Source organism: Streptococcus halitosis (assembly GCF_027691175.1).
GTDB lineage: Bacteria > Bacillota > Bacilli > Lactobacillales > Streptococcaceae > Streptococcus > Streptococcus halitosis_A.
The window spans coordinates 451407-463917 of the sequence record NZ_JAQFBD010000001.1 but is presented as its reverse complement, the minus strand read 5'-3'; the positions used below and the strand labels follow the sequence as shown (position 1 = coordinate 463917).

Below are 12511 nucleotides of genomic sequence, written 5' to 3'. Positions count from 1 at the left end.
AAATAGTCGGACTATTCAGTACGGGATAAATTACTGACGACGGTGATATTACGATTGGGAACAAAGTGAAGGGCTTGATCGTCACCTCGCAGTTGCGTTGTACGGATCCCTACGCTAACGACCTTTCCAGAGACGGTAATCGGTCCATTTGTGAGGACCACTTCATCACCCACATCAAGCTGGCGTTCAAAAAGGATGAAGAAGCCATTAATGACATCGGATAGAAAGCCTTGCGCCCCCATACCAATGGCTACCCCAGCAATCCCTGCCCCAGCAAGGAGGCTGGAAACCGGCAAGCCCAAAATAGACAGGATGCAGTAGATTAAAAAGAAATAAAGAATGTAGTTAAAGACATTCTCCAGCAAACGCGAGATGGTCTTTTGCCTTCCTGCATCCCGATTTGAAAATTTAAGTGAGGGCTTGACAATCTTTCGTACAGTCGCATGAAGCATCTTTTTAGCTATATAAAATAGTAAAAACAAAAGCAAAAGAGAAATCACCTTGGTTAAGAGATTCTCTAATATGGTTGTTAAATCAAGTTTATCAAAATAGCGTTGAAAAAAATCTTGCATATAAAACTCCTTTTTCCTATTATACCATAAAATCGTCCTTCTCTTTTCTTTCATAATTATTCAATTATTGTTCCTATTTTCAAAATATCACTTGCCTCTATAGCATATTTATACTATAATTATAAACAATACATTTTGAAGGAGACTGCTATGAAACGAATCATTAGAGCCTGGACCAAGGCAAGCCTCATCAAACGAATCCTTATTGGAATGATTTTGGGAGCTACATTAGGGATGCTCTTCCCAAACCTTACAGGAATTGGTCTGCTTGGAGACCTCTTTGTAGGCGGACTGAAAGCCATCGCTCCTATTTTAGTTTTTGCCCTTGTTGCCAATGCCCTTTCCCAACACCAAAAGGGGCAAAATACCAATATGAAGACTGTTATTTTCTTATACTTGCTCGGAACCTTTGCTGCTGCATTGGTAGCCGTTCTAGCTAGTTTCTTACTGCCTGTGCAAATCACCCTGACCAGTGCAAATACAGAAGTTGCTGCTCCTGACGGTATCGGTCAAGTCCTCAGCAACCTCTTGCTCAAACTGGTGGACAATCCTTTGAATGCCATTGTTGAAGCCAACTATATCGGGATTCTCTCTTGGGCAGTCATCTTTGGATTGGCTATGAGAGAGGCAAGTAAACACAGTAAAGAATTGCTGAAAACCATGGCGGATGTCACCTCTAAAATCGTGGAATGGATTATCAACCTAGCTCCCTTTGGGATTTTAGGCTTGGTTTTCAAGACCATCTCTGATAAGGGCATTGCCAGTCTGGCTAACTACGGTGTCCTCCTAGGACTTTTGATTGCTACCATGGCCTTTGTTGCTCTCATCGTCAACCCGCTCATCGCCTTTCTCTTTATGAGGAAAAATCCCTATCCCCTTGTTTTGAAATGCCTACGTGTCAGTGGTATTACAGCCTTTTTCACTCGTAGCTCTGCTGCCAATATCCCTGTCAATATGAAACTCTGCCAAGACCTGGGACTGAATCCTGATACCTACTCTGTCTCCATCCCGCTTGGTTCGACCATCAACATGGCTGGCGCTGCTGTTACCATAAATGTCCTGACCCTGGCTGCTGTCAATACACTCGGAATCTCGGTAGACTTTGGGACAGCATTTGTGCTCAGTGTCGTGGCTGCCATTTCTGCCTGCGGTGCATCTGGAATTGCTGGGGGATCCCTTCTCCTCATTCCTGTAGCTTGTAGCCTCTTTGGGATTTCCAACGACTTGGCTATGCAGGTTGTCGGAGTCGGTTTTGTGATCGGAGTCGTGCAAGACTCCTGCGAAACAGCCCTGAACTCTTCAACAGATGTCCTCTTTACAGCGGTTGCCGAATATGCTACAAACCGAAAACTTCGCCCCTAGTCTTTGACTCCTCGTTAAACACTTGATTCTATTAGTTTAGGAAATTTTCATGTCTCTCACTCAACGTACGACCAAACTGATCTTAGCGACCTGTCTCGCTTGTTTACTCGCTTATTTTTTAGATTTATCATCAGCAGTTTCAGCTGGAATTATCGCCCTCTTAAGCCTCTCCGACACGCGCAGAAGCACGCTGAAATTAGCACGTAACCGCCTCTTTTCCATGCTCCTAGCGCTCGCTATCGGTGTTCTAGCCTTTCAGCTGACAGGTTTTCACATCTGGAGTTTGGGCCTCTATCTGGCTCTCTATGTCCCTCTTGCTTACAAAATGGGCTGGGAAATCGGTATCACACCTAGCAGTGTCTTGGTCGGCCATCTCTTGGTACAGGAGTCTACTTCTCCAGCTCTCTTGCTCAATGAAGTACTCCTCTTTCTCATCGGGACAAGCTTTGCTCTATTGGTCAACCTTTATATGCCCTCTCGTGAGAAAGCCATCCAAAGCTACCACCTTCAGGTCGAAGAAAAGTTAAAAGACATCCTGCTTCGCTTTAAATACTATCTGTCAAGAGGAGACGGCCGCAACCAAGCCCAACTCGTTGACCAATTAGACAAGCTCCTCGATGAGGCCCTCAAACTGGTTTATTTGGATCACTCGGACCATCTCTTTCACCAGACGGACTACCACATCCATTACTTTGAGATGAGACAGCGACAAAGTCGCATCCTGCGAAATATGGCCCAGCAGATCAATACCTGTCATCTGGCCGCCAGTGAGAGTTTGATCTTGGCCCAGCTCTTTTCAAAGATTGCTGCCCAGCTAAGCCAGACCAATCCTGCTCATGATCTACTTGATGACATCGAACGCTATCTGCAAGTCTTTCGCAATCGGAGTCTCCCGAAAACACGTGAGGAGTTTGAAACCCGTGCTACCCTCCTGCAACTACTACGCGAAGCCGAAACCTTTATCCAGGTCAAGGTTGATTTTTACCAGAAATATGGAAACTAAAACGCAAAGAACCTCAGAGAATTCCTCTGAGGTTCTTGTGTTTTGTATTTGGAGAGAAATTATTTGACCATTCCCCTTAGAATCATCAAGACAGGGATATTTTCTGTAGAACCTGAATCCCTATCACGACTAGCCATATTTTAAAATTCACAGAATATCTCAACAGTCTGATTGACTTTCATAACAATCCAACAAGCTAGAAGACTTTATATTGTCCACCCGCATATCCGCAAGGGATGTAGCCTGCTTGATATAAAGCATACAAATCATCCCACTCAACTGGAATCATATCGTTGGCTTGATGCACGATTTCGATAATTTTCTCATTAATCTGTTTTTCCATATGTTCCTCTGGTTTAGATGTATTTTCCCCGTCTCTAGTATCCTCTATCTGTGAATGGTACCGCGTTCTTACTGATAGGTCACCATCATAAAAACGAGGAGCAAGACAAACAAGGCTAGGCTAATCAAGAGGGTCACCATTTTTACCAAGCGGTTATTCTGCCAGTAGTCTGGTTTTCCGATATTGCTGGTCGCATCCATGGAAAAGAGTTGGCTTTGGCGAGGTTGGATGAGAACCAGAACAATTAAGGCGACGGCTAGGATTATTCCTATAAGCATCAAAACTTCCATCATTTTCACCTCAAGATTCCTAATAATGTAAAGATCAGGGTAAGAAGGATGAGCATGCCGAGTAAAATGGAGAAAGTTTTACTGATCTTTTCTCCTCGGGTAGGCTTTTCTTTCTTAAGCGCTCCTTGCTTTAACTCTTCCATGCGTCCTTCAACATCCTTGTAAAATAAATCTTTTTTAGTCATGTCCTTCCCCTATTATCCTTTCCATCCTCTCTTGGTAAGTAGCCAAGTCCACATAGTTGGCATGACGACCTTGATGTCCAAGGGCTCGGCCCATCTTGTCAAGACTGCTGAGAGCTTCTTGAATCTTCGCAATCATGTCTCCAACAGCCTGCACATCAAAGAGGTGTTCTGGAGCTGTGTAAGATCTGTTATGAGCTGTCTGATCAAAGGCTAGGATAAGCATATTGTGCTCGAAGGCTTGACGGACAGCATCCAAAAGCTCGTTTCCATAATTGATATCCAGATAGAGATCTGACAGCTGGTAGAGTTCTCGAATCTTTTGCGGACTAGCGTTTTGATAGAGAACGACATTGGGATAGGAAAGCAAGGTTAGCAACTTGGACGACATTTCAGTTACTGCCGCGATTCGGAAGGTCACCATTGGCAAGGACTCAATCAGAGTTTCGATATGCTCGATCTGATCTGAGTTGGTAACGATCAAAGCATCTGGTCGAACGAAGTTTTCTCTTTTGAACTGATAATGATAACCTAGATGGACAAACTTGTCATGATAGGCAGGATTGGCCAAGACCAAGGCCTGTTCATAGGTAGCCTTATCTGGTATGAGGATCTGCTTGGCTCTCAGCCCCTCATGCTCCAAGAGCAGCTGCATATTCCCAGGAAGACAATCATCTAGCGGTTCTTGCCAGACTAAAGTGTCCCGTCCAGTCTTGTCTGGATAATGGTATGAGACCAAGAAAGAGGTGGCGAGTGTGTTAAAGAGAAGGTGGCGAGTGTCGATTCCCAAGTCTTGCAAAAAGAAGATTGTGAACTCCACTCGATTTTTAAAATGGCGTAGGGCTTGTCCGGGCAAGGTTAGGAGGATATCGCCTGTCACATGATTTTCCAGGACAATTTCCTGTCCCTTTGCATCCTGATACTTGGTCAGGATAGCCTGTCCATCCACACTATAAGTGGTCTTAGCAAAGCAGGCTCCGTATCGGTTATAGTGGTCTGCTTGGTAGATACGGCCGGATAGGTCCTTCCAGTCGACTTGCTTGACCAGACGGGCCTGAGGAGCCTCCACATAGTGAATCACGCCCCTCTCCCGAGAATCCTCTAAGATATGCGCCGACTGGTTATTGCCCGCAATCTCCCAAAACTCAGGTACGGCTACTTGGTTGAAATAAAGAGCTTTTCCCGACTCGTAACCTAGATAGTAGGTAAAGGGAGAAAGAATCCCATCTGGGAGAAAGCCATCTGGCTCAATCACAACCGTGACATGAGACAGGCCAGCAGCTTCTAGACTTTCATGTAAATCTCGACTTTCCTGACCATATCGATCAAATAGTTGAATCATGCAGGACCTCCTCTATCGTTTTCTTCCACTTGTCCCTTACCTTATCTGTTAAAAATTCTCTCGCTAGGTCATAAGATGCTGTTCGCATAGCTGGCAAATGATTTTCCTGATAGAGCTGGCAGATCTTTTCCGAAAAGGCCCTTTTAATCGCCGTTTCAACATGGTCATCCGAACTTGGAATCAAGTAGCCATTTTGACCGTCCTGTATAAAGGTTTGGTTGCCATAAGGCACATCAAAACCAATCAGGGGCAAGCCTGAACCAACTGCCTCCATCAAGGTCAGACCAAAGCCTTCACTGGTTGAGGCTGTCAGATAGACCTCATACTGGGGATAGATCTGAGCTAGATCTGCATGCCCCTTGAGCTGGATATAGTTCTCCGCTTGGTGAGCCGTGATGATTTCCCTTAAAAGGGACTCCTCACCCCCACTGCCATAAATGTCAAAGGTAAGCTCTGGAAGGACTTGATGCGCCTGGATAACCGCCTTGACGAGCCAGTCAATGTGTTTTTCCTTGGCCAGACGCGAAGCGGTAATGAGAGAAAAGGGCTTGCGTTCCCTAGCAGGCTTCGTCAACTGATCAATGCTCCCAACTGGAATCGTGACGATTCGTGGACGATGCTGACTGTACTGGGCAAATTGACCTTCGAGAACTTCCTTCTGCCGATCCGTAGACACGATAAAGCAATCGACCTTGTCCGCATTTGTAAACTGATACTCATAGTAGTTATTCCAGAGGAGATAGTCTTCGTTACTAGCATTTTCACTATAGTGCTCTGCGTGAACGACAACTGCTAGATGAGCCTTTTGTGCTTCTTCAAAAACAGCCTGACCAATCCCTGTTTCCCTATCCAAGATGACCAAATCAGACTTGCTCAAGTTCAAACTTTGCATAAAATAGCGCATAAGGGCTGGCTTTCCGTACAGAATCCGGTCCTTAAATCGATAGACCTCTTCCTGTCCCTCAGTCAACAAGATATCGTAAGCGGTGCTGCCGTCTTCATTGAAAAAGCTTCGTTGATAGAGCCTAGCCACTTGGTCTTTGGGCGCAAAATATTCTGTACAGTAGCGTGTGTAGGAGAAATAATCCTTGCGAATCAAGTTCCCCCCAAACACATACTCTGCATGCTGTACTAGATTCTTAGCCGAGTCTACCAAGTAGCAGGTCACAAATTTATCCTCATCTGAAAAGTAGACACGCAAGACTTTGCCATCTTGCTCCCTATGACTCTCAAGGCCACCGAAAGAGGCCAAGACTTCGTCAACTGTGACACTGGTCGGGGCTAGCTTGATATCTGTAAAATGATTGTAAAGCCAGATTATCTGATCATCCGCAAAGCCGATATTGGCCGTTAAATGCTGGATATTGTCTGCCAAAATCAAGTCGGTAAAGATAAACTTAGATGCTAGGTCTAAACTTCTAAAAATCCCTGCTCGGTAGGCCTGGGCATATTCGACACCACTGCTCGCCCAACCGATTCCTAGATTTATATTGTAAATTGTCATATGATCCTCTTTTTATGGAAAATGGGTGAGAATCTCACCTTTGGGCGTTACTTCCACAATCCCCATGAGAAGATTGCGTACCATATCTGTACGGATTTGTTGCTTCATGGTTTCAAAGCCTGCATAGGCCTCCTGATAGTACTCCACGATAGGGTTCTTTTGAGAAGCAGACTGGCTCCCGATTGCTAGGCTGAGCTGTTGGAGGTAGTCGACTTGTTCAACCCAGTTGTCATCAATAGCCTTGAGCATGGATATTCTCAGAAAAGAATCATAGAGCTGGTGAGGTTGGAGAAGTTCCTTTTTGGCTGCGATTTCCTTGGCTATTATTTTCTCTAGTAACTCCCGAATCTGATCTGCATCAGCTAAATCTAAATCAGCTGGTAATTCTCTCATCCCAAAGCTAATATTGGTCACGATGAAGTGAAAGAGCTCTTGGGGACTGCTATAAGCTTTTTCTGAGATTTGTTTGGTATAGTCTGCCAGTATATCCTCAAGGATATGCTCTAAATCACGGCTCCCATCTAGCAAGCAATCTCTTTCTTTGTAGACCATCTGACGCTGGATATTGACGCTTTCCGCATACTCTAAGGTTTGTCTGCGTGCAGAGCGACTGGCACTATCACTAGCCTCTTGGGCTTTTCTGACGAGATTGCGGTACTTGCGAGCCTTGAGTAGGATGGGTTTGCTACTATCTTCCACTTGGTAGTCTTGATACAGGTCGTGAACCCAAGACGGTCCGAACTTTTTGATCACATCATCTTCAAGCGATACGAAAAATTGAGACATACCTGGATCACCCTGCCGGCCAGAACGACCTCTGATTTGCAGGTCAATTCGTCGGCTCTCCATCCGCTCGGTACCAATCACAATCAAACCACCCAAGTCTGCAACACCTGGACCGAGTTTGATATCTGTCCCGCGACCTGCCATAGAAGTCGCAACGGTCACTGCCCCCATCTGTCCAGACTCTGCAATGATCTGGGCTTCACGCGCCGCATGATTGGCATTAAGGACATTGTGGGAAATCCCCTCTCGCAAGAGCAAGGATGAGTATAGCTGGGACATTTCAACAGATCCGACAAAGATCAGGAGTGGATTGCCTTTGGAATGATAGGTCTTGATAGCTTCGAGAGAAGCATACACTTTCTCAGGGAGGGTCACATAGAGATTGTCCGGATGGTCCATTCGCCTAAGTGGGCGATTGGTCGGGATACGAATGACAGACATATTATAGGTTTCGAAAAATTCTTTCTCTGCCACCTTTCCTGTTCCTGTCATACCTGAGATTTTGCGAAACATTTTAAAGAGACTCTGGTAGGTGATTGAAGCCATGGCTCTGGTTTCAGGAGAAAGCTTCACATGTTCCTTGGCTTCGATGGCTTGGTGGAGACCTCCTTGAAGCTTGGTCATTTCCATCAAACGCCCTGTTCCCTTGTCTAACAAGACCATTTCTTGCCCTCGAACCAGATAGTCCTTGTCCTTGGTAAAGAGCATATGAGCTCTGAGAGCATAGACCAGATGCCGAACATAACTGGCATACTCTTCCTTGTAGAGATGGTCGATTCCTAGGAAGCCTTCAACCGTCTGGGCCCCCTTTCGGGTTAACCAAACTTGGTCTTTTTCTTCCTTGTAGATATAGTCCTCTCCCTGGACCAAGGTCGTCACTAGGGTATCAATCATCCCATAATAGTTAGACTGGACACGGGGAGAGCCTGCGATAATCAAGGGAGTTTGGGCACTATCGAGTAGAATATCATCGATTTCATCAATGATGACATAGTTAAAGGGAGGCAGGAACTTTCCTTCACTAGTGGAGGCAAGATTGTCATTGAGATAGTCAAAGCCCAGTACACTATTGGTCGTGTAGACGATATCTGAGGCATAGATCTTTCTTTTCTCTTCGGCAGTTAAGTCCTCTTTTGGATCCTCTGAAAAGGGCAAACCGACAGTTAGACCTAAAAATTGGTAGACTGGGCCCATTTCACTTGCGTCCCGTCTAGCCAGATAGTCATTAGTCGTGACCAGCATGCTGCCTTTTCCCGTTAGGGCATTGAGATAGAGAGGCATAGTTGCAGTCAAGGTCTTGCCTTCACCCGTATTCATCTCAGCCACATTTCCTTGGTAGATCACGATGGCTCCCATGACTTGCACATCATAGGGAAAGAGACCCAAGACCCGTTTATCGGCCTCACGAACAAGGGCATAGGCTTCTACCAATAGCTCATCCAAGGTTTCTCCCTGAGCAAGGCGCTGGCGAAACTCCTCTGTCTTTGCAGCCATTTCCTCATCACGGAGAGCTGCCATCTCTTCTTTGAGGGCGTTGATTTGGCTTAAAAGTTTCTTGACCTTTCTCAGTTGTCTTTCTTGATACAAACGATTAAACACCATCATCCTCCTCAATAGAAAACGAAACAAAGTCAAGAGCCTCAAAACCTGCGCTAATCAAGGAAAGGCGATAGGTGTAGGCCGTTTCAGGATAGGTGAAGCTAAAGGAAAATTGTCTTTCAATCTTCTCCTCGATAATTTCTTCATAACGGTTTAAAAAAGTCAGTTTGAGATAGAGGCCATTGGTCGGTTGAACCTGCATCTTCATAGAGAGACGGTAGGTGTGACTTTTCTTAAGAAGAGGGAGGCTAGGCTGACTTCTAGTAGCCTGGTAATTGACACTGGAAAACCAGGTTTTAAGGGGTTCACCTGAAGCCAGCAAAGGGTTTTTCAGGGTAACATGACCATCTGCATGATAGGTGATCTGGCTACCGTAAAGATAAGTGGCTCCCATCTCGCCCCACCTAATATCCTCTCTCTTGATGATAATCATGTCTCACCTCTTCCGTATTCTTCTAGTATCATCTTGTAAAAATGAATAAACCAGGCAACGTTTGTTCCTGTGTCATCATTGTGTCGACCTGCGGTTCCTTTGGACAAGATCTTGGCACCTGTCTGGCAAAGAGTCTCCACTAGCTGGTCATAGGCACCACTATCCATATCCTCGTCCTTCATGTAAGAAAGACCAAAGGTCGTCTGGGAAAAATCAGCTTTTTCAAATCGGCTCCAAAAGCGTTGATTCAAGTCCTTCATGTCTTTCTGGCTCACTCCTCCAGTCTGAAGATGCAAGACATCAAAGCTAGTCGGGAAGACTCCTGGCGCCTCTAGTCGGCCCCGCTGTGCGATGGTTCCTAGATTGGTCAAGGGTTTTCCGACTACAATCCCCTTGGGTTCAAAGTAGGCTCCGTAGTAGAGGGCTGGGAAGGTTCCCATTGACAGCCCAGATAGGATCAAGTCACTTCTATCCAAGCCTAGATAGTCTAGATAGTGTTGGATTGTTGCTTGAATTTTATCTTCTAATTCCTCAGTTCCTAGGTAAAAGGCTCCTCCTTCTAATCGAGGGTCCGAAAAGAGGAGAAAGGGGCATCTGAGCTTCTTCATCATCCAGTAACCCTCAAAACCTTCCGCCGGACGGTAACCTGAGAAATAGACTGCTAGAGGTGGCTTGAAATCCCCTGGGTGAAAGAAATAGTTGATTTCCTCACGTTTTTTGTCATGCAGGATATTGCCACCGAGAACAAACTTTCCAAACTGTTTCCGGCTCCAGCGTTGGTGGAGATTGCCGATGTTGACCTTTCCCAGACCACGCGCTTCAAGAGAAATGCTCAGATAAGCGTCATAGTCTTGCTCCACAATGATTGCTGAGGCAAAGTCTGCTTCCTCAAGGAGAATGTCCTGTCTAATCTCTGAAACGGATCCTGCTGGGATTTTTCGCAATCGCAGGCGCAATTCCACTAGTCCACTCTTTTCATATTCGAGCCAGAGTTCGATTGGCGAATGGGCTTGGACAGACTGATTATAGGCCCAAGAAGCTAGCTGGGTATAGGTCTTGCCAAAGTCTCCTTCCAGCTCCAGATGCTCAAATCCCTGATAGGAGACAGAGCCTTGGAAACTCGGGTGAATCCTTATCGTAGCTGGGCTCAGCTTGTCTCCATAACCACCTTCAAAGAGGGAGGTAGAGAGGTCTCGAACAAAGCCCTGGCGGTCTGACAGGTCCATCGCTTGCATGCAGTGCTGTTTGATGAGGTTCTGAATGTTTTTATCCTGACTTGCAAACTGTTCTGGATAGAAAACCGTATAGGGTTCCAAGCTAGATGCAAAAGGCAACAAATCTACTAGATAAGCCCCATCCGTGAGAATGACAGCATGAAAGTGATCTAGATCATTCTCATCCATGATTTTCTGGATGGCAGACGGTGTGTTGGGAGGAACATGATACCAGTCTAGTTGGGCTGGTAGGGCAAGTGTCTCTCGCCAATCTTCTGGACCGATTTGCAAGATCTTATACTTCTTTTCCATGAGTCACCTCCTCCAACCACTTTTCTAGCTTGATCAGGAATTGCTCCCCAGTGTGTTCCTTTATCTTTTCGATGGAATGGATCAAAGCATCATTCCACACCTGCAGGCTATCGAGATAGTAATGGGCAGCTTGCGCAAAATCAGCTATATTTTCCAACAGATAGCCATTCTTCTGATGGCTGACATACTCTGTTTTGACCCTATTGATTTGAGGGATACCAGCACTAATCCCCGCGATTTGGGTATAAAGAAGAGGTTGCCTGTTCAGATCGACAATCAAACGAACAAATTCCAGCTGCTTGATTAACTCCGATTCATCCTTCATATTGACAAACGAATAGCGCTTGCTCTGATGGCGATTGTCCTCAAGCGGATTTTCAGCTCCTTGGTAATCAACTTCCTTCTCCAGTTCCTGGTCTTGAAACTGCTCTGAGACCATCTCAGCAACTCGTGTTTCCAGCTGCTTCATTTCTTCTTGACTAGCAGCAAAGGTTCCAAAGACCAGCTCCGTATCTTTGTTTTCAGAAAGGAAATGCAAGACCTGATAGAGCGCTTGGTCCTCTATCCCATGCTCAAAGTCCAGTTGATAGTAGAGGATTGACTCCTTCCGAGTCTGACTCTTTCCCAGCTCCAAGCGGGTATCAAAAGGTGATAAATGACGAAACTTCGTTGCTTGTTCTGAAAAGGCAGACTGAGCCAAGCGCAAGGTGTCCTCTCTGTCGACTAGAACAAGGTCCACCTTAGACAACAAATTCGCCAACTGAGGTAATTGCTCTTGAGGATTTCGTCCGATAAAAAGACTGAGAACCTTAGTGGTTTGGTGAGGCAATCGTTCTAAAAGGAAGTCATTGTGCTGATCACAAGCAGGCAGAAAATAGGTCGCTCCTTCCTCAGGGAGTTGAGCTATTTTCTTCTCAAAAAACTCCGCAATCAATTCTCCCATATCTCGGTAAGCCTCTTTTTGGAATCGAAAAGCAAAGATAGGATTGACTTCGATACGCCCCCCATCTTGCAAGTGCTCTCTAAACTGCCACAGTCCCTTGGGATTGAGATAGTCTTGGTAGAGAGCCTGACCCTCTTCGTAGTAAATCACACTGGAAACCAGCCCCCGATCATCCATCAGGTAATTAGCAGACAAGAGCCCATCTTCCTTGAAATACTGAATCGTACTGATAAAACCTTCAATCCCATGCTCCACCTGAGCATAGGGCTTTCCATTTCTCAAAACTAAAATGGTAAAGGGGCTGTAAACAAACTCGCAGTCCTCTTCCCACTCAATATCTCTGAGCTGCAAGACCTGCGGTCGAATCTCATGAAAATCCTGCAATTCATCAAATAAGGAATAAACTTGTGCTTCTAAAATACCTTGGCGATGGAGAAAATAGCGAAGATGAGGCTGATAGGACAAAAGGAGGACCTGTGCAGGGACCCCTTGGTGTTGCATCAAGCGAATCTGATTGAAGGTGTCATCAAATTCTAGCTTGAAATGAGAAAAATACCAGGGTGTCAAATCAGCATGCCAGGGACGCTCCTTGCCATACCAGGCTGGGATAAAGTAATACATCAAAA

11 protein-coding genes and 1 pseudogene are annotated in these 12511 nt (G+C 45.6%); 2 read left to right on the top strand and 10 right to left on the bottom strand.

Annotated features, from left to right (window positions below):
• Nucleotides 1-11 precede the first annotated feature (11 nt).
• On the bottom strand, nt 12-572 hold the full coding sequence (locus PG086_RS02230) for a mechanosensitive ion channel family protein (protein ID WP_270747641.1): 561 nt from the start codon (nt 570-572) through the stop codon (nt 12-14).
• Nucleotides 573-722: 150 nt separating this feature from the next.
• Here PG086_RS02230 and sstT point away from each other — a divergent pair, with 150 nt between their 5' ends.
• Nucleotides 723-1934, top strand: a complete 1212-nt coding sequence (sstT, locus tag PG086_RS02225) for a serine/threonine transporter SstT (RefSeq protein ID WP_061421349.1) — start codon at nt 723-725, stop codon at nt 1932-1934.
• Between the two features lie 49 nt (nt 1935-1983).
• Complete coding sequence (locus PG086_RS02220) at nt 1984-2937, top strand: aromatic acid exporter family protein (RefSeq protein ID WP_270747638.1); 954 nt, start codon at nt 1984-1986, stop codon at nt 2935-2937.
• 247 nt (nt 2938-3184) lie between these two features.
• On the opposite strand, the pseudogene PG086_RS02215 reads toward PG086_RS02220, so the two are convergent.
• From PG086_RS02215 to asp1, 9 genes and pseudogenes are all read right to left on the bottom strand, one after another.
• A pseudogene (locus PG086_RS02215) lies at nt 3185-3280 on the bottom strand (TIGR01741 family protein); the annotation flags it as partial.
• A 68-nt stretch (nt 3281-3348) separates the two neighbouring features.
• A complete protein-coding gene (gene asp5 / locus PG086_RS02210; RefSeq protein WP_084877715.1) occupies nt 3349-3573 on the bottom strand; it encodes an accessory Sec system protein Asp5 in 225 nt (74 codons plus the stop codon).
• A 2-nt stretch (nt 3574-3575) separates the two neighbouring features.
• The gene (gene asp4, locus PG086_RS02205; protein ID WP_033583412.1) at nt 3576-3755 is read right to left on the bottom strand and encodes an accessory Sec system protein Asp4; all 180 of its coding nucleotides are present in this window, start codon (nt 3753-3755) and stop codon (nt 3576-3578) included.
• Nucleotides 3748-5094 carry an accessory Sec system glycosylation chaperone GtfB gene (gtfB, locus tag PG086_RS02200; protein ID WP_270747636.1) on the bottom strand — a complete coding sequence of 449 codons (1347 nt, stop codon included), beginning with the start codon at nt 5092-5094 and terminating at the stop codon, nt 3748-3750. The genes asp4 and gtfB overlap by 8 nt, the downstream gene beginning before the upstream one ends.
• Entirely contained in the window at nt 5078-6598 is a 1521-nt protein-coding gene (gtfA, locus tag PG086_RS02195) for an accessory Sec system glycosyltransferase GtfA (protein ID WP_270747635.1), read from the bottom strand. The genes gtfB and gtfA overlap by 17 nt, the downstream gene beginning before the upstream one ends.
• 12 nt (nt 6599-6610) lie before the next feature.
• On the bottom strand, nt 6611-8983 hold the full coding sequence (secA2, locus tag PG086_RS02190) for an accessory Sec system translocase SecA2 (RefSeq protein WP_270748240.1): 2373 nt from the start codon (nt 8981-8983) through the stop codon (nt 6611-6613).
• Nucleotides 8976-9416, bottom strand: coding sequence for an accessory Sec system protein Asp3 (asp3, locus tag PG086_RS02185; protein WP_270747634.1), 441 nt, complete (start codon nt 9414-9416; stop codon nt 8976-8978). The genes secA2 and asp3 overlap by 8 nt, the downstream gene beginning before the upstream one ends.
• A complete protein-coding gene (gene asp2 / locus PG086_RS02180; protein WP_270747633.1) occupies nt 9413-10942 on the bottom strand; it encodes an accessory Sec system protein Asp2 in 1530 nt (509 codons plus the stop codon). Before asp2 ends, asp3 begins: the two co-directional genes overlap by 4 nt.
• Nucleotides 10926-12506 carry an accessory Sec system protein Asp1 gene (asp1, locus tag PG086_RS02175; RefSeq protein ID WP_270747632.1) on the bottom strand — a complete coding sequence of 527 codons (1581 nt, stop codon included), beginning with the start codon at nt 12504-12506 and terminating at the stop codon, nt 10926-10928. Before asp1 ends, asp2 begins: the two co-directional genes overlap by 17 nt.
• Between the last annotated feature and the right edge of the window lie 5 nt (nt 12507-12511).